At 69.0% G+C, this 22268-nt stretch carries 22 protein-coding genes; 20 read left to right on the forward strand and 2 right to left on the reverse strand.

The window, feature by feature from the left end; translation table 11 throughout:
• Positions 1-45 precede the first annotated feature (45 nt).
• The 11 genes from can to FFS10_RS15055 all read left to right on the forward strand — a co-directional run bounded on the left by can (position 46) and on the right by FFS10_RS15055 (position 10327).
• On the forward strand, positions 46-708 hold the full coding sequence (gene can, locus FFS10_RS15005; RefSeq protein WP_137895284.1) for a carbonate dehydratase: 663 nt from the start codon (positions 46-48) through the stop codon (positions 706-708).
• A gap of 45 nt (positions 709-753) precedes the next feature.
• Positions 754-2571 carry a bifunctional isocitrate dehydrogenase kinase/phosphatase gene (aceK, locus tag FFS10_RS15010; RefSeq protein ID WP_137895285.1) on the forward strand — a complete coding sequence of 606 codons (1818 nt, stop codon included), beginning with the start codon at positions 754-756 and terminating at the stop codon, positions 2569-2571.
• Between the two features lie 28 nt (positions 2572-2599).
• Positions 2600-3781 carry an acetyl-CoA C-acyltransferase gene (locus FFS10_RS15015; RefSeq protein ID WP_137895286.1) on the forward strand — a complete coding sequence of 394 codons (1182 nt, stop codon included), beginning with the start codon at positions 2600-2602 and terminating at the stop codon, positions 3779-3781.
• A 19-nt stretch (positions 3782-3800) separates the two neighbouring features.
• Positions 3801-4469, forward strand: coding sequence for an SDR family oxidoreductase (locus FFS10_RS15020; RefSeq protein ID WP_137895287.1), 669 nt, complete (start codon positions 3801-3803; stop codon positions 4467-4469).
• 13 nt (positions 4470-4482) lie between these two features.
• Positions 4483-5613: an acyl-CoA dehydrogenase family protein gene (locus FFS10_RS15025; protein WP_137895288.1), complete on the forward strand. Its 1131-nt coding sequence runs from the start codon at positions 4483-4485 to the stop codon at positions 5611-5613.
• A 64-nt stretch (positions 5614-5677) separates the two neighbouring features.
• Positions 5678-7153 (forward strand): tetratricopeptide repeat-containing serine protease family protein, encoded by a 1476-nt coding sequence (locus tag FFS10_RS15030; RefSeq protein ID WP_137895289.1) that lies wholly within the window; start codon positions 5678-5680, stop codon positions 7151-7153.
• 196 nt (positions 7154-7349) lie between these two features.
• Positions 7350-8600 (forward strand): ATP-binding protein, encoded by a 1251-nt coding sequence (locus FFS10_RS15035; RefSeq protein WP_212744138.1) that lies wholly within the window; start codon positions 7350-7352, stop codon positions 8598-8600.
• A gap of 4 nt (positions 8601-8604) precedes the next feature.
• Entirely contained in the window at positions 8605-9009 is a 405-nt protein-coding gene (locus FFS10_RS15040) for a YchJ family protein (protein ID WP_137895291.1), read from the forward strand.
• Between the two features lie 77 nt (positions 9010-9086).
• Positions 9087-9332 (forward strand): type II toxin-antitoxin system Phd/YefM family antitoxin, encoded by a 246-nt coding sequence (locus FFS10_RS15045; protein ID WP_137895292.1) that lies wholly within the window; start codon positions 9087-9089, stop codon positions 9330-9332.
• Positions 9329-9592, forward strand: coding sequence for a Txe/YoeB family addiction module toxin (locus FFS10_RS15050; RefSeq protein ID WP_137895293.1), 264 nt, complete (start codon positions 9329-9331; stop codon positions 9590-9592). Before FFS10_RS15045 ends, FFS10_RS15050 begins: the two co-directional genes overlap by 4 nt.
• A 69-nt stretch (positions 9593-9661) precedes the next feature.
• Positions 9662-10327 carry an HAD family hydrolase gene (locus FFS10_RS15055; protein ID WP_137895294.1) on the forward strand — a complete coding sequence of 222 codons (666 nt, stop codon included), beginning with the start codon at positions 9662-9664 and terminating at the stop codon, positions 10325-10327.
• A gap of 8 nt (positions 10328-10335) precedes the next feature.
• On the opposite strand, the gene FFS10_RS15060 is transcribed toward FFS10_RS15055, so the two are convergent.
• Together FFS10_RS15060 and FFS10_RS15065 are read right to left on the reverse strand one after the other, a co-directional pair.
• Positions 10336-11982: an AMP-binding protein gene (locus FFS10_RS15060; RefSeq protein ID WP_137895295.1), complete on the reverse strand. Its 1647-nt coding sequence runs from the start codon at positions 11980-11982 to the stop codon at positions 10336-10338.
• Positions 11983-12005: 23 nt separating this feature from the next.
• Positions 12006-12677 carry a glutathione S-transferase family protein gene (locus tag FFS10_RS15065; protein WP_137895296.1) on the reverse strand — a complete coding sequence of 224 codons (672 nt, stop codon included), beginning with the start codon at positions 12675-12677 and terminating at the stop codon, positions 12006-12008.
• 87 nt (positions 12678-12764) lie between these two features.
• On the opposite strand from FFS10_RS15065, the gene FFS10_RS15070 reads away from it, so the two are divergent.
• The 9 genes from FFS10_RS15070 (at position 12765) to FFS10_RS15110 (ending at position 22253) form a co-directional block, all read left to right on the forward strand.
• A complete protein-coding gene (locus FFS10_RS15070; RefSeq protein WP_137895297.1) occupies positions 12765-13817 on the forward strand; it encodes an AraC family transcriptional regulator in 1053 nt (350 codons plus the stop codon).
• A 128-nt stretch (positions 13818-13945) separates the two neighbouring features.
• Positions 13946-14218 carry a type II toxin-antitoxin system RelE/ParE family toxin gene (locus tag FFS10_RS15075; protein WP_249931309.1) on the forward strand — a complete coding sequence of 91 codons (273 nt, stop codon included), beginning with the start codon at positions 13946-13948 and terminating at the stop codon, positions 14216-14218.
• On the forward strand, positions 14211-14528 hold the full coding sequence (locus FFS10_RS15080) for a helix-turn-helix transcriptional regulator (RefSeq protein WP_137895298.1): 318 nt from the start codon (positions 14211-14213) through the stop codon (positions 14526-14528). The genes FFS10_RS15075 and FFS10_RS15080 overlap by 8 nt, the downstream gene beginning before the upstream one ends.
• Entirely contained in the window at positions 14525-14704 is a 180-nt protein-coding gene (locus FFS10_RS15085) for a helix-turn-helix domain-containing protein (protein WP_249931310.1), read from the forward strand. Before FFS10_RS15080 ends, FFS10_RS15085 begins: the two co-directional genes overlap by 4 nt.
• A 329-nt stretch (positions 14705-15033) precedes the next feature.
• The gene (locus FFS10_RS15090; protein WP_137895299.1) at positions 15034-16755 is read left to right on the forward strand and encodes an AMP-binding protein; all 1722 of its coding nucleotides are present in this window, start codon (positions 15034-15036) and stop codon (positions 16753-16755) included.
• Positions 16752-18359, forward strand: a complete 1608-nt coding sequence (locus FFS10_RS15095) for a carboxyl transferase domain-containing protein (protein ID WP_137895300.1) — start codon at positions 16752-16754, stop codon at positions 18357-18359. Before FFS10_RS15090 ends, FFS10_RS15095 begins: the two co-directional genes overlap by 4 nt.
• A 3-nt stretch (positions 18360-18362) precedes the next feature.
• Complete coding sequence (locus FFS10_RS15100) at positions 18363-19142, forward strand: enoyl-CoA hydratase/isomerase family protein (protein ID WP_137895301.1); 780 nt, start codon at positions 18363-18365, stop codon at positions 19140-19142.
• A gap of 158 nt (positions 19143-19300) precedes the next feature.
• Positions 19301-21295: an acetyl/propionyl/methylcrotonyl-CoA carboxylase subunit alpha gene (locus tag FFS10_RS15105; RefSeq protein ID WP_137895302.1), complete on the forward strand. Its 1995-nt coding sequence runs from the start codon at positions 19301-19303 to the stop codon at positions 21293-21295.
• A gap of 37 nt (positions 21296-21332) precedes the next feature.
• Positions 21333-22253, forward strand: a complete 921-nt coding sequence (locus FFS10_RS15110) for a 2-hydroxyacid dehydrogenase (RefSeq protein WP_137895303.1) — start codon at positions 21333-21335, stop codon at positions 22251-22253.
• The last annotated feature ends 15 nt before the right edge of the window (positions 22254-22268 follow it).

Here is a 22268-nt window from a genome sequence, read left to right on the forward strand (position 1 = left end):
GCCCTGCCCGGCCGCAGGCGGGCCGGGACTGATTAAGATCAAAGCATGAACTCTCCCTCGATCGACGACCTGTTTGCCCATAACCGCGCCTGGGCGGCGCAGATGGAGCGCGAGCGCCCCGGTTTCTTCACCGGCCTGCTGGCCCAGCAGAAGCCGCGCTACATGTGGATAGGCTGCTCCGACAGCCGCGTGCCGGCCAACCAGATCACCGGCCTGGAGCCGGGCGAGGTGTTCGTGCACCGCAACGTGGCCAACGTGGTCGTGCCCACCGACCTCAACTGCCTGTCCACCATCCAGTACGCGGTGGACCAGCTCAAGGTCGAGCACCTGATGGTGGTCGGCCATTACGGCTGCGGCGGCGTGCTGGCCGCGCTGCAGGACCTGCGCGTGGGCCTGGCCGACAACTGGATCCGGCATGTGAAGGACGTGCGCGACCGCCACCTGGGCCTGATCGAAGCCAGCGATCCCGCACGGCGCCACGACATGTTGTGCGAGCTCAACGTGATCGAGCAGGTGCTCAACATCGCCCACACCACGGTGATGCAGGACGCCTGGGCGCGCGGCCAGAAGGTCACGCTGCACGGCTGGTGCTACGGCCTCAAGGACGGCCTGATCAACGACCTGCACATGACGGTGGGCGGCAGCGACGGCCTCAAGGCCCTGTACCAGGCCGCGATCGCCGGCGTGCGCCAGGCCGGCCAGGGCTAGAGCCCCGGAGCAGGACCTGGGCCGGCGATGGAACGGGGTGGCAGCATGTTCCCGCAGCGCCTGGATGCCCAGGTCGCCTACGACATCGCCAAGGCGATGATGGACGGCTTCAACCGCCATTACCGCCTGTTCCGCGCCGAGTCGGCGCGCGCCAAGCACCGCTTCGAGACCGCCGACTGGCACGGCCAGCAGCGCGCCCAGCGCGAGCGCATCGAGTTCTACGACCTGCGCGTCAAGGAATGCGTGACCCGGCTGGAGCGCGAGTTCAAGGCCGGCGAGCAGCCCATGGACGTCTGGCAGCAGGTCAAGCTGCACTACATCGGCCTGCTGGTCAACCACCACCAGCCCGAGCTGGCCGAGACCTTCTTCAACTCGGTGACCTGCAAGATCCTGCACCGCACGCATTTCCACAACGACTTCATCTTCGTGCGCCCGGCCGTCAGCACCGAGTACATAGAGAACGACGAGCCGGCCGCGCGCCCCACCTACCGCGCCTACTACCCCTCGCGCGACAACCTGCGCGAGACCCTGCAGCGCATCGTCGACAACTTCCAGCTGCAGCGCGAGTTCGAGGACCTGCCGCGCGACATCGCCTGCGTGCTGGATGCGATCGCCGCGCGGCTGGACCAGGTCAGGCTTCGCGCCAACTTCCAGATCCAGGTCCTGTCCAGTCTGTTCTACCGCAACAAGGGCGCCTACCTGGTCGGCAAGATCATCAACGGCTTCACCGAGCTGCCGTTCGCCCTGCCCATACTGCACGACGAGGGCGGCAAGCTGGTGATCGACGCGGCGCTGTTCGGCGAGGACGACATGCAGATGCTGTTCAGCTTCGCGCGGGCCTATTTCATGGTCGACATGGAGGTGCCCTCGGCCTACGTGCAGTTCCTGCGCAGCCTGATGCCGCGCAAGCCGCGCGCCGAGCTCTACAACGCCCTGGGCCTGGCCAAGCAGGGCAAGACGCTGTTCTACCGCGACTTCCTCTACCACCTCAAGCATTCCAGCGACCGCTTTCGCATCGCGCCCGGCATCAAGGGCATGGTCATGCTGGTGTTCGACCTGCCGTCCTTTCCCTATGTGTTCAAGCTGATCAAGGACTACTACCCGCCGCAGAAGGACACCTCGCGCGAGCAGATCAAGGGCAAGTACCTGCTGGTCAAGCAGCACGACCGCGTCGGCCGCATGGCCGACACCATGGAGTACAGCGAGGTGGCGTTCCCGCGCGCGCGCTTCGAGGACGAACTGATCGCCGAGATCGAGAAGTTCGCGCCCAGCCAGCTCGAGGTCTCCGACCGCGACGGCGACGGCCAGACCGAGGTCATCCTCAAGCATGTCTACATCGAGCGGCGCATGATTCCGCTCAACCTCTACCTGCAGGAAGCCTTGGACGCCGGCCCGGCCGACCAGAAGGCGCGCCACCAGATCGAGCATGCCGTCATCGAGTACGGCAACGCCATCAAGGACCTGGTGGCGGCCAACATCTTTCCCGGCGACATGCTGTGGAAGAACTTCGGCGTCACGCGCCACGGCAAGGTGGTGTTCTACGACTACGACGAGATCGAGTACCTCACCGACTGCAATTTCCGCCGCGTGCCGCCGCCGCGCTGCGAGGAGGACGAGCTCTCGGGCGAGGTCTGGTGGAACGTCGGCCCGCGCGACGTGTTCCCCGAGACCTTCGCTCCCTTCCTGCTCGGCAACCCGGCGGTGCGCGAGGCGTTCATGAAGCACCACGCCGACCTGCTGGACGCGGAGTTCTGGCAGAGCCACAAGCAGCGCATCCAGCAGGGCCATGTCTACGACGTGTTCCCCTACGAGCAGGACAAGCGCTTTCATCTGCCGCGCGCCCGGGCCAAGGCGCCGGCCTGACATTTTTTTACTTCGAAGGAGACCCACCATGAAAGACCCCATCGTCATCGTCAGCGCCGCCCGCACCCCCATGGGTGCCTTCCAGGGCGACTTCGCCAGCCTGGCCGCGCACGATCTGGGCGGCGCCGCGATCAAGGCCGCCGTCGAGCGCGCCGGCATCGCGCCCGAACGCGTGAGCGAGGTGCTGTTCGGCAACTGCCTGATGGCCGGCCAGGGCCAGGCCCCGGCGCGCCAGGCGGCCTTCAAGGGCGGCCTGCCCAAGAGCGCCGGTGCCGTCACCCTGTCCAAGATGTGCGGCTCGGGCATGCGCGCCGCCATGTTCGCGCACGACATGCTGCTCGCCGGCAGCCACGAGGTGCTGGTGGCCGGCGGCATGGAGAGCATGACCAACGCCCCCTACCTGCTGCTCAAGGGCCGTGGCGGCTACCGCATGGGCCACGATCGCGTCTTTGACCACATGATGCTCGACGGCCTGGAGGACGCCTACGAGGCTGGCCGCTCCATGGGCACCTTCGGCGAGGACTGCGCGGCCAAGTATGGCTTCACGCGCGCCGAGCAGGACGCCTTCGCCATCGCCAGCGTCATGCGCGCCCAGGCCGCCACGCAAAGCGGCGCCTTCGCGGCCGAGATCACGCCGGTGGCCGTGAAGACCCGCGCCGGCGAGACCGTGGTCTCGGTCGACGAGGGGCCGGGCAAGGTCAAGCTCGACAAGATCGCCACGCTCAAGCCCGCCTTCAAGAAGGACGGCACCATCACCGCCGCTTCCAGCTCCAGCATCAACGACGGCGCTGCCGCCCTGGTGATGATGAAGGCCTCCACCGCCCAGAAGCTCGGCTGCCGCCCGCTGGCGCGCATCGTCAGCCACGCCACCCATGCCCAGGAACCCGAATGGTTCTCCACCGCCCCGGTCGGCGCCACGCAGCAGGCCCTGGCCAAGGCCGGCTGGGAGGTCAAGGACGTGGACCTGTGGGAGGTCAACGAAGCCTTCGCCGTCGTGCCCATGGCATTGATGAAGGAACTGGGCGTGGCGCACGAGATCGTCAACGTCAACGGCGGCGCCTGCGCGCTGGGCCACCCGATCGGCGCCAGCGGCGCGCGCATCATGGTCACGCTGATCCACGCGCTGAAGGCGCGCGGCCTGCGGCGCGGCCTGGCCACGCTGTGCATAGGCGGCGGCGAGGGCACGGCCGTGGCGCTGGAACTGCTCTGAGCATCGACCAGGGCTTGTCATGACCACGGTGCTGGTCATAGGCGCTTCGCGCGGTATAGGCCTGGAGTTCGCGCGCCAGTACGCCGCGGCCGGCGCGCGCGTGATTGCGACCGCGCGCGACACGGCCGGCCTGGAGCGTCTGCGCGCCCTCGGCGCCCAGGCGCTGCGCCTGGACCTGGCCCAGCCGGCCAGCGTGAGCGGCCTGGCCTGGCAGCTCGACGGCGAGAAGATAGACATCGCGCTCTACGTGGCCGGCGTCTATGCCCACGGCGACGCCAAGGCACCGCCCACGCAGGAGCAGTTCGATCGCACCCTGCACGCCAACGTGCTCGGCGCCATGCAGGTCATCCCGCAGGTCGCGCCCCTGGTCGAGGCCGCCGCCGGGCGCTTCGCCTTCATGGGCAGCGGCATGGGCCAGATCGGCGCGGTGAGCTCCAGCCACGGCTGGACCTACCGCGTCAGCAAGGCCGCGCTCAACATGGCGGTGGCCACGGCCCAGCTCGACTACCCGGGCGCCATCCTGGTCGCGCTCTGTCCCGGCTGGGTGCGCACCGAGCTCGGCGGCCCCGATGCGCCGCTTTCGGTCGAGCAGAGCGTGAACGCCATGCGCGCCACCATCGCCGCCCTGACCCCGGCCCACAAGGGCCAGTTCTTGCGCCACGACGGCAGCCCTTATCCGTCGTGGTGATTTGGAGATTCGAATGTTGTTGACCCCCGACCAGGAAATGATCCGCGACGCCGTGCGCGCCTTCGCCCAGGAGCAGCTGTGGCCCCACGCCGCGCGCTGGGACCGCGAGCACCTGTTCCCCAGGGAGGCGCACCAGGGCCTGGCCGCGCTGGGCGCCTATGGCGTCGTGGTGCCCGAGGAATACGGCGGCGCCGGCCTCGATTACCTGAGCCTTGCCCTGGTGCTGGAGGAGATCGCGGCCGGCGACGGCGGCACCAGCACCGCGATCAGCGTGACCAACTGCCCGGTCAACGCCATCCTGATGCGCTACGGCTCCGAGGCGCAGAAGCGGCAGTGGCTCACGCGGCTGGCGCGCGGCGAGCTCCTAGGCGTGTTCTGCCTGACCGAGCCGCATGTGGGCTCGGACGCCTCGGCGCTCACCACCACGGCGCGCCGCGAGGGCGACAGCTACGTGATCAGCGGCGTCAAGCAGTTCATCACCAGCGGCAAGAACGGTCACCTTGCGATCGTGATCGCGGTCACCGACAAGGCGGCCGGCAAGAAGGGCATGAGCGCCTTCCTCGTGCCCACCGACAGCCCGGGCTATGTGGTGGCGCGGCTGGAGGACAAGCTGGGCCAGCACAGCAGCGACACGGCGCAGATCAACTTCGAGAACTGCCGCATCCCGGCCGGGAACCTGATCGCCGAGGAGGGCGAGGGCTACAGGATCGCCCTGTCGGCGCTGGAAGGCGGGCGCATCGGCATCGCCGCGCAGAGCGTGGGCATGGCGCGCAGCGCGCTGGAGGTCGCGATCGCCTACGCCAAGGAACGCCAGAGCTTCGGCACCGCCATCTTCAACCACCAGGCCGTGGGCTTTCGGCTGGCCGACTGCGCGACCCGGCTCGAGGCCGCGCGCCAGCTGATCTGGCACGCCGCCAGCCTGCGCGACGCGGGCCGGCCCTGCCTCAAGGAAGCCGCCATGGCCAAGCTGTTCGCCAGCGAGACCGCCGAGCAGGTCTGCAGCGCCGCCATCCAGACCCTGGGCGGCTACGGCTATGTCAGCGACTTTCCCGTAGAGCGCATCTACCGCGACGTGCGCGTGTGCCAGATCTACGAGGGCACGAGCGACGTGCAGAAGATCCTGATCCAGCGCGCATTGGCCTGAGGGGTATAAAGCGGCCAGGGGCCGGGCCTGCGCCGCAGGCCGGTCCCCGCATGGGGAGCGGGTCATGGGCCATCGATGGTTGTGGGGTGCTGCGCTGGCGTTGGCGTTGGGCGGCGCCGTGGGCGCGCAGACGCTGGAAGAGGCCAGGGCGGCCTTGCGCCGCGGCGACTTGCGTACCGCGCTGGCCGGTTTCCGCCAGCTGGCCGAGCAGGGCGACGCGACCGCGCAGTACAACCTGGGGGCGCTTTACGCCGCGGGTCAGGGCGTGGTGCGCGACGAGCTGCAGGCCGCCCAGTGGTTTCGCAAGGCGGCCGACCAAGGCCACGCCCAAGCCGAGTACCAGCTGGGCCGGCTCTACGCCGCCGGGCGCGGCGTGCCGCAGGACGCGGCGCAGTCGGCGCATTGGATACGCCGCGCCGCCGAGCACGGCGAGCCGCGCGCCCAGTTCAGCCTGGCCCTGCTGGTGGCCACCGGCCGCGGCACGGCGCGCGACGAGGCCCAGGCGGTGGACTGGTACCGCCGAGCCGCCGAGCAGGGCCATGCCGGCGCGCAGAACAATCTGGGCGTCATGCTCGCCGGCGGCCAGGGCGTGGCCAAGGACCTGGACCAGGCCCTGCAGTGGTACCGCCGCTCGGCGGCCCAGGGCCATGCCGACGCCATGAACAACCTCGGTGTCAGCTACGCCAATGGCCTGGGCGTGGCGCGTGACCCGCAGCAGGCCTATGTCTGGTGGTTGCTGGCCAGCGCCAGGGGCCATGTTGCCGCCCAGGCCAGCCGCGACGGCATCGAGCGCCTGCTCACGCCGGAGCAGCGCCAGGCGGCCCAGGCCGAGGCCAGCGCCAAGGCGCGCGAGTTGCCGTCACCCGCCGCCGCGCCTTCCGGGGTGCCGGCCGGCGCGGCGTCGGCACCGGCCGCTTCCGGCCAGGTCAAGGCGCCCAGGCGCAGCTCGGCCAGCGGCTTTCGGGTCGCGGCCGGCCGCATCGTCACCAACCACCATGTGGTCAATGGCTGCAGCCACTTGCAGGTCAACGGCGTCGCCGCCGAGCTGCAGACCAGCGATGCGCGCAGCGACCTGGCCCTGCTGCAGGTCAGCCTGCCCGGCGCCAGCGCCAGCCTGCGCGAGACGCCCGGCGCGATCGGCGAGCCCGTGGCCGTGGTCGGCTACCCGCTGCGCGGCGTGCTGTCGGGCTACAGCATGACCCTGGGCAACCTCAGCAGCCTGGCCGGCGTGCGCGGCGACACCCGGCTGCTGCAGCTCAGCGCCCCGGTGCAGCCCGGCAACAGCGGCGGGCCCATGCTAGACGCCGCCGGCAACCTGATCGGCGTGGTGGTCTCCAAGCTGAACGCGCTGAACATGGCGCGCCTGACCGGCGACATCCCGCAGAACGTCAACTTCGCGATCAACGCCCAGGTGCTGCGCGGCTTCCTCGACGCCAACGGCGTGAGCTACACCGTGGCCGGCAACGCCCCGGCCCTGGCGCCGACCGAGATCGCCGAGAAGGCCAGGGGCTTCACCGTGCTGGTCGAGTGCTGGAAGTGAGGGGCGGAAGACGATGCGTTTCGTGGCGCGGCCGGGCGGGCGTGCGCACACTGTTGAGGTGTTCGCGCATGTTCTGAAATTCGTCCATTAAGTGGATGAATTTCAACCGTCTGTTGGTTGAATTTCGAAATAAAATAAGGCCATGTACGCACGACACATGGCCCCCTTGCTGCAGGATGCGCTGCTGGACACGCCCGTGGTCGTGGTCAACGGTGCACGCCAGAGCGGCAAAAGCACCTTGGTGCAGGCCGTGGCCGCCGCACAGGCGGGCAAGCCTGCCCGTCAGTACCTCACGCTGGACGACACAGCCGTGCTGCACGCGGCACAACGCGACCCGGCAGGGTTCATCAACGGATTGCCGGGCCCAGTCACCCTGGACGAAGTACAACGTGCCCCCGGATTGTTCCTGGCCATCAAGGCGGCGGTGGACCGGCAGCGGCTGCCTGGCCGCTTCCTGCTCACGGGGTCGGCCGACGTGTTGCTGCTGCCGGGGCTGGCCGACTCGCTGGCGGGGCGCATGGAACTGCTGTCGCTGTGGCCCTTGTCCAGCGCCGAATTGGCGGACAGCCCTGCGTTCAACCGGGCCGACTGGCTGTTCAACGGCGATTGGGCCGACCTGCGGGTACCCGCCTGCGAGCGGGAGGCACTGGTCACCCGCCTGGTCGAGGGCGGCTATCCCGACGCGGTGGCCCGCGGCAGCGCACGCCGGCGCGTGGCGTGGTTCGACAGCTATCTGCAGACCATCATGCAGCGCGATGTGCGCGAACTCGCCAACATCGCACAGCTGACCGAGGTGCCCAACCTGTTGCGCCTGCTGGCCACCCGCAGCGGCAGCTTGCTGAATTTTGCCGAACTGGGCCGAGCGGCCGGCCTGCCGCAAACCACGCTCAAGCGCTACTTCGCCCTGCTGGAAATGCTGTTCCTCGTGGTGCGGGTGTCGTCGTGGGAGCGCAATCCCGGCAAGCGCCTGGTCAAGGCGCCCAAGGTCTACCTGCCCGACACGGGGCTGCTCAACCATTTGCAGGGAGCTTCGGCCGAAAGCCTGCTGGCCCAGCCCGGCCTGCCCGGCGGCGTGGTGGAGACGCTGGTGCTGAGCGAGCTGCTCAAGCATCTGGCGTTTTCTGCGCAGCGGCTGTCGCTGTGGCATTACCGCACGCAGACCGACGTGGAAGTGGACTTCGTGCTGGAAAACCCGTTGGGCCGGATCACCGGCATCGAAGTCAAGGCCAGCGCCACGGTGGACGGCAAGGATTTCAAGGGCCTGCGCCATCTGCGGGAAACCGAGCCTGCCATCTTCCAGCGCGGCATCGTGCTCTATACCGGGCGCGAGCTCGTGCCGTTTGGCGGCGGACTGTGGGCGGTGCCGCTGTCGATGTGGTGGGCGGCTCAAGGCGAGAAGTCTGCCGGGCCGTCTGGCCATCCTGCACCGTTGACGAAGAAAGTCTGACCCCATGTCCTCGCCTGCCCCTGTCTTGTGCCCCTGCGGTCGGCGCGACACCAAGGGCCGTGCCCTGGCTTACACCGCCTGTTGCGGCCGCTACCTCGAGCAAGACCAGCCGGCGCCCGACGCCGAGAGCCTGATGCGCTCGCGCTACAGCGCCTTCGTGCTGGGCCGGCGCGATGACCTGCTGGCCAGCTGGCACGCCAGCACCCGCCCGTCCGAGCTGACGCTGGACCCTGCTGCCAAATGGCTGGGCCTCGAGGTGCGCAGCCACCGCCAGATCGACGCGGACCACGCCGAGGTCGAGTTCGTCGCGCGCTTTCGCGAGGCCGGCCGCGCCGTGCGCCTGCACGAGCGCAGCCGCTTCGTGCGCGAGGGCGGGCGCTGGTACTACGTCGACGGCGACCAGTTCTGATGCGGCCAACTGTCTTCCCGCCTGCAGATTGACTTCGCGTACTAAAAAGCGTACGCTTCAATGCTTCGAGGTCTTCCATGCAACGCACACTCACCGCCAGCGAGGCGCGCGCCAACCTGTACCGACTGATCGACCAGGCCGCCGAGTCGCATCAGCCCATCACCATTTCCGGCAAGCGCGGCAGCGCCGTGCTGGTGTCGGAGCAGGACTGGCAGGCGATTCAGGAAACGCTGTACCTGCTCTCGGTGCCCGGCATGCGCGAATCCATCCGTGAAGGCATGGCTGAGCCCGTGGCCAACTGCGCCACGGAGCTCGACTGGTGAGCTGGCGGCTGGTCTTTGCGAAACACGCCCAGAAGGATGCCCAGAAACTCGCGGCCAGCGGCTTGAAGGGCAGGGCGCAAGAGCTGCTCGCCATCCTCCAGGAAAACCCCTTCCAGAACCCGCCCCCTTACGAGAAGCTGGTGGGCGACCTGGCGGGAGCCTATTCCCGGCGCATCAACATCCAGCACCGGCTGGTGTACCAGGTTCTGCCCGACGTCCATGTGGTCAAGGTGCTGCGCATGTGGTCGCATTACGAATAGCCGTTACCCAACGCCTCCGATGCCCTATACCTTCCGCCCCGCTGATCGCCCCCGTGCCAAGGGGAAGTCATGAGTTTCCAGGCCGTACTGTTCGACTGCGACGGCGTGCTTGTCGACAGCGAGCCCATCACCAATGGCGTGCTGCGCGACATGCTCGAAGAGCGCGGCTGGGCCATGAGCGCCGAGGCCTGCATGCGCTTCTTCATCGGCAAGGCCGTGCGCGACGAGCGCGCCGCCATCGAGGCCCACACCGGCCAGCCGCTGACCGAGGACTGGATGCGCGCCTTCTACGCGCGCCGCAACGCCGCGCTCGAGGCGCGGCTCGGCGCCATCGACGGTGCCCTGGCGGCCGTGCACGCCGTGCACGAGGCCGTGGCCGGGCGCATCGCCTGCGCCTCGGGGGCCGATCGCCACAAGGTCGAGATGCAGCTGGCCAAGGTGGGGCTGCGGCCTTATTTCGAGGGCCGCATCTTCAGCGGCCACGAGATGCCGCGCTCCAAGCCCGCGCCCGACGTCTACCTGGCCGCCGCCCGGGCCCTGGGCGTGGCGCCTGCGCGCTGCGCCGTGGTCGAGGACACGGTGACCGGCGTCACCGCCGGCCGGGCCGCCGGCGCCACGGTCTACGGCTACAGCCCCTCGCCCTTCGGCCATGGCGCGCCCGAGGCCCTGCGCGCGGCCGGCGCGGCCCAGGTCTTCACCGACATGGCCGAGCTGCCGGCCCTGCTGGGGCTCTGAGCTCCTGCTCAGCTGCGCGTCGCCCGCTTCTTGCGCGCGCGCAGGTCGACCATGCCCGGCAGCTCGCGCGGGTCGGTGCCCGGCGCAAAAATGCTGTGCTTCTGTATCTTCTGCGTCGCCGTCGCAGGGATGGCGTCGGTGATCCAGAACCAGCCCGGCACCTTGTGGTAGGCCAGCTGGCTGTTGCAGAAGTCGAACAGCGCCTGCGCCGTGGCCAGACGCGATGCCGGGTCCGCGGGCGCGGGGCCGTTCAGTGCGACGCAGGCCAGTACTTCCTCTTCGCGCAATTCGTCCTTCACCGCGAGCACGGCCACCTGCCGCACCAGCGGATGGGTTTGCAGCAGGGCCTCGATCTCGGCCGGGGCGATGTTCTCGCCCGAGCGGCGGATGATGTTCTTGCGCCTTTCGACGAAGCGCAGCATGCCATCGGCATGGCGCGTCACGATGTCGCCGGTGTGGAACCAGCCGCCCTCCCAGGCGGCCTCGGTCGCAACCTCGTCGTCGAGGTAGCCCGAAAAGAAATCCTTGCGCGGTGTCTGGGCCGAATGGCGCACCAGCATCTCGCCGGCCTCGCCATCGGCCAGGTCGCGGCCCTGGTCGTCGACCACCCGGACCTCCACGCCCGGCACCGCCCGACCGAAGGTCCGGGTGCCGACCTGGCGCGGCGCCATGTTGTCCACCAGCGCCCGGACCATTTCGGTCATGCCCCAGATCTCCAGCAGCGGAAAGCCGAAACGCTGCTCGAACATCGCGTGCAGTTGCGGCTCGACGCCCGCACCGAGGCCGAAGCGCACCGCGTGCTCGCGGTCCTGCTGCGTGGGCGGCTGGGCCATCAGCAGCTGCACCACGACACCGAGGTAGTGCACGATGGTCGCGCCGGAGGACCTGATCTCGGTCCACCAGCGCGAGGGCTGAAAGCGGTCAGTCTGCACCTGGCAGTTGCCGGTCAGCATCATCGCGTAGAACGAAAGGACGGACGCGCTGACGTGGAACAGCGGCAGCGGGTTGTACAGGCGCTCCTGCGCGTCGCGCAGGCTTGCCAAGCCCCCGCGCGTGGCATACCAATGGCCTGCCGCCAGCTCATAGCGGTGCGACAACACGCAGCCCTTGGGCCGGCCGGTCGTGCCCGAGGTGTAGAGAATGCTGGCCGGCGTCTGCGCGCTGACCTGGTCCGGCGCGGCCGGGCGCAGTGCGGCCGGAACCGCGCGCGCAAAGTCTTCGAGCACCACGACATGAGGCCGTCGCGCCGCCAGGGCCAGGGCTTCCTGCAGCTGCGCCACGCGGTCCGACAGCACGACGACCAGGTCCAGCGCCGCGTGGTCTATCAGGTAGGCCAGCTCGCGCGCGCGGTAGTCGGCGTTGATCGGCACGCAGCAGGCGCCCAGCGCATTCATGGCCAGCTTGTGAAAGAAATGCTCGGGCCGGTTTTCCAGCAGCAGGCCGATGCGGTGTGCACACCCCCAGCCGGCATCCGCGTACTGCTGCATCAGGCGGCGCACCTGGGCGCCCGTGTCGCGGTAACTGTAGTCCTGCCCCTGCGGCAGGTAGTTGCGCGCGTCGTTGGCCGGTGCGCTGATCAGCGCCTGGTCCGGCCAGAGGGCGACAGCCTGGAAAAAGGCCTCGCCCAGGGTGCTGGTCTCTTCGGGAATGAGCATGGGGCGTTCCCTCGGGTTCGGTTTCAGCCGGGAGGGCGCGTGTCGGGCGCCGGCACGGTGGACACGCCCTGATCCGCGGCCGCCTGCCACTGGGCAGCCAGCGCGCGCTGAAACGCCTCGCGGCTTTTCAAGCGCTGCCAGTAGTCGCGCACCGCGGGCGAGAAGCGCGGCTCCAGCCCCAGATGCTCAGCGAGCATCAGCGCGTAGCCCACCGAGACGTCGGCCGCGGTGAAGCGCCCCGCGCAGAGAAACGGCTGCTCTGCCAGTGCGCCGTCCAGCACGCGCAACCGGGCCAGGAACCAGCGCGTGTAGTCGTCGGCCACCGCCTGCAGCCCACGTGCGGGCTCGAAGCGCGCATAGCGCAGCACCAGGGTTTGCGGAAAAGTCAGCGTGGCCTCGCCGAAATGCAGCCAGTTGAGCCAGCGGCCGAAGTCGGGCTCGCTCACCTCTACGTTCAGCGGGGTGGGGGCCTGCCGCGCCACGAGGTAGTGGCAGATCGCGGCCGACTTGGTCATGCGCAGCCCTCCGTCCTCCAGCAGCGGCACCGTGCCCAGCGGGTTGATGGCCAGGTAGTCCCGCGCCAGGGCCCGCGGCGGGAAGGGCAGCATTTTCAGCGTGTAGGGCAGGCCCAGTTCCTCGAGCATCCACAGGGGACGAAACGAGCGGGCGCTCATGCAGTGGTGAAGTGTGATCATGGCGGGGTGTTTTCTGCGCAGTCTAGGCGCCCGGGTGCCACATGTGCGGCCAGCATGGGTGCCGATGCTGCCACTAAACTGCGCTCCATGAAGCCCGTTTCGGCTACCCCGCTGGCCTTCGTGCGCATGCTGCTCACGGCCTACGAGAAATACGGCGCCGACCCCGGCCCGGCGCTGGCGCGCGCGCAGATCGCGCCGGCCCTGTTGCGGCAGGCGGAAGGCGGCGTGACCTCGCGCCAGCTCGAGCAGCTGGCCGCCCAGGCCATGCGCGAGCTCGACGACGAGGCCCTGGGCTGGTTCTCGCGCAAGCTGCCCTGGGGCAGCTACGGCATGCTGCTGCGCGCCTCGCTCTCCGCGCCCACGCTGGGCGTGGCCCTGCGCCGCTGGTGCCGCCACCACGGCCTGCTCACACCCGATGTGGAGCTGGGTCTGTCCGTGCAGGGCGGTCTCGCCACCGTCACGCTGAGCGACATGGGCGTGAACCCGGCCGCGCGCGAGTTCTGCTTCGTCACCCTGCTGCGCAACCTGCACGGCATCGCCTGCTGGCTGATCGACTCGCGCATGCCGCTGCAAGACCTCAGCCTGCCCTATGCCGCGCCGCCCCATGCCGCGGTCTATGCGCTGCTGTTTCCCGGGCCGGTGCAGTTTGCCGGCGGCGGCAGCGAGGCCCGCCTGCGCTTCGACGCGCGCTACCTGGCCATGCCGCTGCGCCGCGACGAGGCGGCCCTGAACGCCATGCTGCCCCAGGCCCTGTCGCTGATCGTGCGCCCCTACCGGCGCGACCGCCTGCTGGTGCAGCGCGTGCGCGCCCTGCTGCACAGCCAGCCCGGCGCCGCCAGCGCCGAGGCCCTGGCCACGGCCCTGGCCATGTCGGCGCGCACCCTGCACCGCCAGCTGCAGGAGGAGGGCGCCAGCCTGCAGGCGCTCAAGGACGAGGTGCGCCGCGACCAGGCCATGCAGGCCCTGCGCCGCAGCAGCCGCCCGATCAAGCAGGTGGCGCTGGCGGTGGGCTTTCGCAGCGAGAAGAGTTTCTCGCGTGCGTTCAAGGAATGGACGGGGGAGGCGCCGGTGGAGTACCGGCGCAGGGCGGCAGCGGGTATTGACGGCGCGATGGACGAGTCCGACGCTGTCCACCGCTGAGTCGAAGGGGCTAAATCGTCACGACTCCGTTCCCGCACCCCTGCAGGATGTTCTCATATTTGCTAACATGCCGACATGCCCTACGAGATCGAGTATTTTCATGCGCGCGTGCTTCATGAAATCGAGTCGTGGCCCGTGGACGTTCTCGCCGACTACGCCCGCCTGGTCGAACTTCTTGCGGCGCATGGGCCAAGTTGCGACTCCCGCACTCACGGGCCTTTGGCGATGGCTTGTTCGAGCTTCGGCCCCGCGGCCGCTCCGGCATCGGCAGAGCGTTCTACTGCTTTCTCGTTGGCAAGCGGGTCGTCGTGCTCCATGCCTTCATCAAGAAGTCACAGCAAACGCCTGATCGAGAACTGAAGCTTGCGCGCAAGCGCATGAAGGAGGTGTCAGATGTCTGACCTGAAATTTAAGCCCGTGCGGCACAACCACCAGGAATTCCTTGCCAATGCGGCCAAGCGCAAGGGTTTCGTCGAAGCGTACGATGCCCTTGCCCTCGAGTATGAAGTCGCCAATCAAATGCTCAAGGCGCGCGCCCGCGCGGGGCTGACGCAAGACGCCGTGGCCGAGCGGATGGGAACGACCAAGAGCGCCGTATCGCGCCTCGAGTCGGCCGGCAAGCATGCGCCATCGCTCGCAACGCTCAACAGGTATGCGCAGGCCGTGGGCTGCGACCTTCAGGTGCGATTCGTGCCGCAGAAGGCTGCGTGACGGCAACTTCGATCAACGAGGCGCTTCGCGACCAGGCCATGCAGGCCCTGCGCCGCAGCAGCCGCCCGATCAAGCCGGTGGCGCTGGCGGTGGGCTTTCGCAGCGAGAAGAGTTTCACGCGTGCATTCAAGGAAGGGAACGGCGAGGTGCCGGTGGAGTACCTGCGCTGGCGCTGATCGACCGTCCCTGAAATCTTGGCGCGAACCAAGTCAATGAACTGGCAACTCTCTGTGCAGCTTTAGGTCGTACAAACGATCCCGATACCCCATCGCTCCAGGGGGCTGCCTGCAAGCTCGTTTTGAAGGAAAAGCGCGACTATCGCTGGAAAGGTGTCGCAGTTGCTGACCGAGGCCCGAGTCGCCCCTGGTTGACGAGGGTGTCGGACCTAGGGCTATGCGCCTGACTGGCAGGATCTGCAACCTCCCTGACCGCCACGAACCCGGCCCTCCCTCTATGCTTGACGGCCAATCCGGCTTCACAACCAATGGCCCGCATGGAGACAGACATGACGCAACCCCCCTCGGACCAGGCTGCCCTGAGCCTGGCGCGCGGCGCCACCGAGCCGCCGCTGATCGAGCAGACCATAGGCGAGTTCTTCGACGCCATGGTGGCGCGCCAGCCCGGGCACGAGGCCCTGGTCAGCCGGCACCAGGGGCGGCGCTACAGCTACCGTGAATTGCAGGCCGAGGCGAATCGCCTGGCCAGTGCCCTGCTGGGGCTGGGCCTGGCGCCGGGCGAACGCGTGGGCATCTGGTCGCACAACAACGCCGAATGGCTGCTGATGCAGCTGGCCACGGCCAAGGCCGGCCTGATCCTGGTCAACATCAACCCGGCCTACCGCACGGCCGAACTCGAGTACGCGCTCAACAAGGTGGGCTGCAAGGCCCTGGTGACCATGGCGCGCTTCAAGACCAGCGACTACTTGGGGCTGCTGCGCGAGCTGGCGCCCGAGCTGGCCCAGGCCCAGCCCGGCCAGCTGGCCGCGGCCCGCCTGCCGCAGCTGCACACCGTGGTCTGGATCGACGAGGCGGGGCAGGGGGACGAGCAGCCCGGCCTGCTGCGCTTTTCCGAGCTGCTGGCCCGCGGCGACGCGCAGGACCCGCGCCTGGCCGAGCTGGTCCGCCAGCTTAAAGCCGATGATCCGATCAACATCCAGTTCACCAGCGGCACCACGGGCTTCCCCAAGGGCGCCACGCTGACCCACCGCAACGTGCTGAACAATGGCTTCTTCATCGGCGAGGCCATGAAGCTCACGCCGGCCGATCGCCTCTGCATCCCGGTGCCGCTCTACCACTGCTTCGGCATGGTGCTGGGCAACCTGGCCTGCCTCACGCATGGCGCGACCATCGTCTACCCGAGCGACGGCTTCGACGCGCTCACGGTGCTGCAGACCGTGCAGGACGAGAAATGCACGGCCCTGCACGGCGTGCCCACCATGTTCATCGCCGAGCTCGACCACCCGCGCTTCAAGGAGTTCGATCTCGCTACGCTGCGCACCGGCATCATGGCCGGCTCGCCCTGCCCGATCGAGGTCATGAAGCGCGTGATCGTCGACATGCACATGGCCGAGGTCACCATCGCCTACGGCATGACCGAGACCAGCCCGGTCAGCTGCCAGAGCGCCACCGACACGCCGCTTCCCAAGCGCGTGTCCACCGTGGGCCGGGTGCAGCCGCACCTGGAGGTCAAGATCGTAGCCCCCGAGAGCGGCGCCATCGTGCCGTACGGCCAGGCCGGCGAGCTCTGCACGCGCGGCTACTCGGTGATGCACGGCTACTGGGACGACGCCGAGAAGACCCGCGAGGCCATCGATACCGAGGGCTGGATGCATACCGGCGACCTGGCCACCATGGACGCTGAGGGCTACGTCAACATCGTGGGCCGCATCAAGGACATGGTGATACGCGGCGGCGAGAACATCTACCCGCGCGAGATCGAGGAGTTCCTCTACCGCCACCCCAAGGTGCAGGACGTGCAGGTGGTCGGCGTGCCCGACAGGAAGTACGGCGAGGAGCTCTGCGCCTGGATCGTCGCGCGCCCCGGCGAGACGTTGGAAGAGGACGAGATCCGCGCCTTCTGCCAGGGCCGGATTGCGCACTACAAGGTGCCCCGCTACATTCGATTCGTCGCCGGCTTCCCGATGACGGTGACCGGCAAGATCCAGAAGTTCAAGATCCGTGAAGCGATGAAAGACCAGCTCGGGCTGGAGGAAGACAAGACGGCATGACCACCCTAGACACCCAGCTCAATTCCCGCTCGGCCGAGTTCCAGGCCAACGCCAATGCCATGCGCGCCCTGGTGGAGGACCTGCGCGCCCAGGTCGCCAAGGTGGCCGAGGGCGGCGGCGAGGCCGCACGCGCCAAGCACCAAGCGCGCGGCAAGCTGCTGCCGCGCGACCGCGTGCAGATGCTGCTCGACCCCGGCACGCCCTTCCTCGAGCTCGCGCCGCTGGCCGCGCTCAACATGTACCACAACGACGCACCCAGCGCCGGCCTGATCGCCGGCATAGGCCGGGTCGAGGGCGTGGACTGCATGATCGTCTGCAACGACGCGACGGTGAAGGGCGGCACCTACTATCCCGTCACGGTGAAGAAGCACCTGCGCGCGCAGGAGGTGGCGCAGCAGAACCGCCTGCCCTGCATCTACCTGGTCGACTCGGGCGGCGCCAACCTGCCGAACCAGGACGAGGTCTTTCCCGACCGCGACCATTTCGGGCGCATCTTCTACAACCAGGCCAACCTGAGCGCCCAGGGCATCGCCCAGATCGCGGTGGTCATGGGCAGCTGCACGGCCGGCGGCGCCTACGTGCCGGCCATGAGCGACGAGACCATCATCGTCAAGAACCAGGGCACGATTTTCCTGGGCGGCCCGCCGCTGGTGAAGGCCGCCACCGGCGAGGTGGTCACGGCCGAGGACCTCGGCGGCGGCGACGTGCACACCCGCCTGTCGGGCGTGGCCGACCACCTGGCGCAGAACGACCTGCATGCGCTGGCGCTGGCGCGCCAGGCGGTGAAGAACCTCAACGCGCGCAAGCAGCCGCCCATCGCCACCCACGAACCCGTGGCACCGAAGTTCGCGGCCGAGGAGCTCTACGGCGTGATCCCCACCGACACGCGCAAGCCCTTCGACGTGCGCGAGATCATCGCGCGCATCGTCGACGGCAGCGAGCTGCACGAGTTCAAGCCCCGCTTCGGCACCACCCTGGTCTGCGGCTTCGCGCGCATCGAGGGCATGCCGGTCGGCATCATCGCCAACAACGGCATCCTGTTCTCCGAGTCGGCGCTCAAGGGCGCGCATTTCATCGAGCTGTGCTGCCAGCGCAAGATCCCGCTGGTGTTCCTGCAGAACATCACCGGCTTCATGGTCGGGCGCAAGTACGAGAACGAGGGCATCGCGCGCAACGGCGCCAAGATGGTCACGGCCGTGGCCACCGCCGCGGTGCCGAAGTTCACCATCATCATCGGCGGCAGCTTCGGCGCCGGCAACTACGGCATGTGCGGCCGCGCCTACTCGCCGCGCTTCCTCTGGATGTGGCCCAACGCGCGCATCTCGGTCATGGGCGGCGAGCAGGCGGCCAGCGTGCTGGCCACGGTCAAGCGCGACGGCATCGAGGCCAAGGGGGGCGCCTGGAGCGCCGAGGAGGAGGAGGCCTTCAAGGCCCCGATCCGCCGCCAGTACGAGGACCAGGGCCATCCCTACTACGCCACGGCCCGGCTCTGGGACGACGGCGTGATCGACCCCGCCGACACGCGCCGCGTGCTGGCCCTGGGCCTGTCGGCCACGCTCAACGCGCCGATTCCCGATACCAAGTTCGGCGTCTTCCGGATGTAAGCCATGCAATACCTGACCCTCTCCGAATCCGGCGGCGTGGCCCAGCTCACGCTGAACCGCCCCGAGGTGCGCAATGCCTTCAACGACGAGGTTATCGCCGAGCTGACCCAGGCCTTCGGCGCGCTGGGCGCGCGCACCGAGGTGCGTGCCATCGTGCTCGCGGCCAACGGCCCAGCCTTTTGCGCCGGCGCCGACCTGAACTGGATGCGGCGCATGGCCGACTACACGCGCGAGCAGAACCTGGCCGACGCCGGCAAGCTCGCCGAGATGCTGCGCGTGATCCACGACTGCCCCAAGCCGACCATCGCCCGGGTGCAGGGCGACGTGTTCGCCGGCGGCATGGGCCTGGTCGCGGCCTGCGACATGGCCGTCAGCGTGGACAGCGCCAACTACTGCCTCAGCGAGGTCAAGCTGGGCCTGATCCCCGCCACCATCAGCCCCTACGTGATCCGCGCCATGGGCGCGCGCGCGGCCCAGCGCTACTTCCTGACGGCCGAGCGCTTCTCGGCGGCCGAGGCGCTGCGCATAGGCTTGGTGCACGAGCTGGTGCCGGCCGAGGCGCTGGACGCCAAGCTGGCCGAGCTGACCCAGGCCCTGGTGGGCGCCAGCCCCAACGCCGTGCGTGAGGCCAAGCGCCTGGTGCAGCAGGTGGCGGGGCGCGAGATCGACGCGCCCTTGATCGCCAGCACGGTCGAGGGCATCGCCGACATACGCGCCAGCGCCGAGGGCAAGGAGGGCGTGCAGGCCTTCCTGCAAAAGCGCAAACCGGGCTGGCTGGCCTGAGGGAACGGAGACCACATGTTCAAGAAAATTCTGATTGCCAACCGCGGCGTTCGCGCTTGCGCGGGGGAGCGCTCATATGCGCGTAGCGCATGTGATGCGCTCACCAGATTGCATGGCACGCGCAGCGTGCACAGGCGATGAGCCGCGGGAGACACACCATGTTCAAGAAGATACTCATTGCCAACCGCGGCGAAATCGCCTGCAGGGTGGCGGCAACGGCGCGCCGCATGGCGATTCGCACCGTGGCCGTCTATTCCGATGCCGACGAGCACGCCAAGCATGTGAGCGCCTGCGACGAGGCCGTGCACATCGGCGGCTCGGCGCCCAAGGACAGCTACCTGCGCTGGGAGCGCATCATAGCGGCCGCCAAGGCCACGGGCGCGGAGGCCATCCACCCGGGCTACGGCTTCCTCAGCGAGAACGAGGCCTTCGCCCAGGCCTGCGCCGAGGCCGGCCTGGTCTTCATCGGCCCGCCGGCCTCGGCCATCTCGGCCATGGGCCTGAAGGCCGAGTCCAAGCAGCTGATGGAGAAGGCCGGCGTGCCCCTGGTGCCGGGCTACCACGGCGCCAACCAGGACGCCGAGCTGCTGCGCGCCGAGGCCAACCGCATCGGCTACCCGGTGCTGATCAAGGCCAGCGCCGGCGGCGGCGGCAAGGGCATGCGCGCGGTCGACAAGGCCGAGGATTTCGAGGCCGCGCTCGCCTCCTGCAAGCGCGAGGCCATCAACAGCTTCGGCGACGACGCGGTGCTGATCGAGAAATACGTGCAGCGCCCGCGCCACATCGAGATTCAGGTGTTCGGCGATCAACATGGCAATTACGTCTACCTGTTCGAGCGCGACTGCTCGGTGCAGCGCCGCCACCAGAAGGTGCTGGAGGAGGCGCCGGCGCCCGGCATGACGGCCGAGATGCGCCAGCAGATGGGCCTGGCCGCCGTGGCCGCGGCGCGCGCCGTGCGCTACGTGGGCGCGGGCACGGTGGAGTTCATCGTCGAGCAGCGCGAGCGCGGCGAGATGCATTTTTATTTCATGGAGATGAACACGCGGCTGCAGGTCGAGCACCCGGTCACCGAGGCCATCACCGGCCAGGACCTGGTCGAATGGCAGCTGCGCGTGGCGGCGGGCGAGGCGCTGCCCTGCGCGCAGGAGCAGCTGCGCATCACCGGCCACGCGATCGAGGCGCGCATCTGCGCCGAAAACCCCGACAACAACTTCCTGCCGGCCACCGGCCGGCTGTCCGTCTACCGCAAGCCGGCCTGCACCAGCTTTGCCCGCGGCGCGGTGCGCATCGACGACGGCGTGCGCGAGGGCGACGCGATCAGCCCCTTCTACGACTCCATGGTGGCCAAGCTCATCGTGCATGGCGACACGCGCGAGCAGGCGCTGGCCCGGCTCGACGAGGCGCTGGCGCAGACCCGCATCGTGGGCCTGGCGACCAATGTGCAGTTCCTGCGCCATGTGGTGGCCAGCCGCTCCTTTGCCGAGGCCGACCTGGACACGGCGCTGATCCCGCGCGAGCAGGCGGTGCTGTTCAAGCAGGAGAAGCTGGGCCTGAACCTGGCCGTGGCCGCCGCCGTGGCCCAGACCCTGCTGGCCGAGCGCGCGGCCGAGGGCGCCGACCCCTTCAGCCGGCGCGATGGCTGGCGCTCGCACGGCCAGGCCAGGCGGCGCTTTGACTTCGAGTTCCAGGGCCAGGCCCTGACCGCCAAGCTGATCTACGGCCATGGCGGCGCGCTCACCCTGGCCCTGGGCGAGACGCGCGGCCCGCTGGTCTTCAGCGCCTTGGCCGATGGCATCGACCTGCAGTTCGCCGGCCAGCGCCAGACTGTGCAGACCTGGCAGCAGGACGAGGTGGTCCATGTGTTCTGCGCGCTCGGCGCGACCCAGATCGTCGAGCTCGACGCCCTGGCCCATGCGGGCGAGACCCATGCCGAGGGTGGGCGCCTGACGGCGCCCATGCCGGGCAAGGTGGTCTCGTTCGCGGTCAAGCCCGGCGACATCGTCAAGAAGGGCCAGCCGCTCGCGGTGCTCGAGGCCATGAAGATGGAGCACACCATCGCCGCGCCGGCCGACGGCACCGTGGCCGAGCTGCTCTACGCGCCCGGCGACCAGGTGGCCGAGGGGGCGGAGCTGCTCAAGCTGTCTTCCGAATGACGGCTCAGCCGCGCGAAAGCGGCTACGCTCGGCGCCCATGAAGATCACTTTCTGCTGTACCGATACCAAGGCCGAGCCCTGGCTGGCCGGCCTGCGCGCGGCTCTGCCCGAGGCCTTGGTCGAACTCTGGCAGCCCGGCGCCGCGCCGGCCGACTACGCCGTGGTCTGGGCCCCGCCCCAGGCCTTTCTCGACGAGCAGCCGCAGCTCAAGGCGCTGTTCAACATCGGCGCCGGCGTCGACGCGCTGATGCTGCTGCGCCTGCCGCCGGGCGCCCAGGTGGTGCGCCTCGACGATGCGGGCATGTCGGTGCAGATGGCCGAGTATGTCTGCCACGCCGTGATCCGACATTTTCGCGAATTCGACGGTTACGAGGCCGATGTCAAACAGGGCAAGTGGTCCTACCGCAAGCCGCGTGCGCGGGCCGACTTCCCCGTCGGCGTCATGGGCCTGGGCGTGCTCGGCGAGCGCGTGGCGCGCGCGCTGCGCGTGTTCGAGTTCCCGGTCATGGGCTGGAGCCGCTCGCCCAAGGCGCTGGACGACGTTCGCTGCTTTGCCGGCCCGGCGCAGTTCGACGACTTCCTCGCCGCCAGCCGCGTGCTGGTCAACCTGCTGCCGCTCACGCCCGAGACCGAGGGCATCCTGAACCGCGCCACGCTCTCGCGCCTCAAGCCCGGGGGCTACCTGATCAACGTGGCGCGCGGCGCCCACCTGGTGGATGAGGACCTGATCGCGCTGCTCGACAGCGGCCAGCTGGCCGGCGCCACGCTCGACGTGTTCCGCACCGAGCCGCTGCCGGCCGGCCACCCGTTCTGGACCCATCCGAAGATCACGGTCACGCCGCACACCTCGGCGCGCACGCTGCGCGAGGAAAGCATTGCCCAGATCGCGGGCAAGATCGCGACGCTCGAGCGCGGCGAGCCCATCGCCGGCATCGTCGATCCGGCGCGCGGCTACTGAACCCGGCAGGGCCGT

The organism is Ramlibacter sp. 2FC, from assembly GCF_005503345.1.
Classification (GTDB): Bacteria; Pseudomonadota; Gammaproteobacteria; order Burkholderiales; family Burkholderiaceae_C; genus SCMQ01.

Bases quoted from the DNA above. Each gene is read 5' to 3' on its own strand.
- can (WP_137895284.1), top strand. From the start codon at position 46: ATGAACTCTCCCTCGATCGACGACCTGTTTGCCCATAACCGCGCCTGG.
- aceK (WP_137895285.1), top strand. From the start codon at position 754: ATGTTCCCGCAGCGCCTGGATGCCCAGGTCGCCTACGACATCGCCAAG.
- FFS10_RS15015 (WP_137895286.1), top strand. From the start codon at position 2,600: ATGAAAGACCCCATCGTCATCGTCAGCGCCGCCCGCACCCCCATGGGT.
- FFS10_RS15020 (WP_137895287.1), top strand. From the start codon at position 3,801: ATGACCACGGTGCTGGTCATAGGCGCTTCGCGCGGTATAGGCCTGGAG.
- FFS10_RS15025 (WP_137895288.1), top strand. From the start codon at position 4,483: ATGTTGTTGACCCCCGACCAGGAAATGATCCGCGACGCCGTGCGCGCC.
- FFS10_RS15030 (WP_137895289.1), top strand. From the start codon at position 5,678: ATGGGCCATCGATGGTTGTGGGGTGCTGCGCTGGCGTTGGCGTTGGGC.
- FFS10_RS15040 (WP_137895291.1), top strand. From the start codon at position 8,605: ATGTCCTCGCCTGCCCCTGTCTTGTGCCCCTGCGGTCGGCGCGACACC.
- FFS10_RS15045 (WP_137895292.1), top strand. From the start codon at position 9,087: ATGCAACGCACACTCACCGCCAGCGAGGCGCGCGCCAACCTGTACCGA.
- FFS10_RS15055 (WP_137895294.1), top strand. From the start codon at position 9,662: ATGAGTTTCCAGGCCGTACTGTTCGACTGCGACGGCGTGCTTGTCGAC.
- FFS10_RS15060 (WP_137895295.1), bottom strand. From the start codon at position 11,982: ATGCTCATTCCCGAAGAGACCAGCACCCTGGGCGAGGCCTTTTTCCAG.
- FFS10_RS15065 (WP_137895296.1), bottom strand. From the start codon at position 12,677: ATGATCACACTTCACCACTGCATGAGCGCCCGCTCGTTTCGTCCCCTG.
- FFS10_RS15070 (WP_137895297.1), top strand. From the start codon at position 12,765: ATGAAGCCCGTTTCGGCTACCCCGCTGGCCTTCGTGCGCATGCTGCTC.
- FFS10_RS15080 (WP_137895298.1), top strand. From the start codon at position 14,211: ATGTCTGACCTGAAATTTAAGCCCGTGCGGCACAACCACCAGGAATTC.
- FFS10_RS15090 (WP_137895299.1), top strand. From the start codon at position 15,034: ATGACGCAACCCCCCTCGGACCAGGCTGCCCTGAGCCTGGCGCGCGGC.
- FFS10_RS15095 (WP_137895300.1), top strand. From the start codon at position 16,752: ATGACCACCCTAGACACCCAGCTCAATTCCCGCTCGGCCGAGTTCCAG.
- FFS10_RS15100 (WP_137895301.1), top strand. From the start codon at position 18,363: ATGCAATACCTGACCCTCTCCGAATCCGGCGGCGTGGCCCAGCTCACG.
- FFS10_RS15105 (WP_137895302.1), top strand. From the start codon at position 19,301: ATGTTCAAGAAGATACTCATTGCCAACCGCGGCGAAATCGCCTGCAGG.
- FFS10_RS15110 (WP_137895303.1), top strand. From the start codon at position 21,333: ATGAAGATCACTTTCTGCTGTACCGATACCAAGGCCGAGCCCTGGCTG.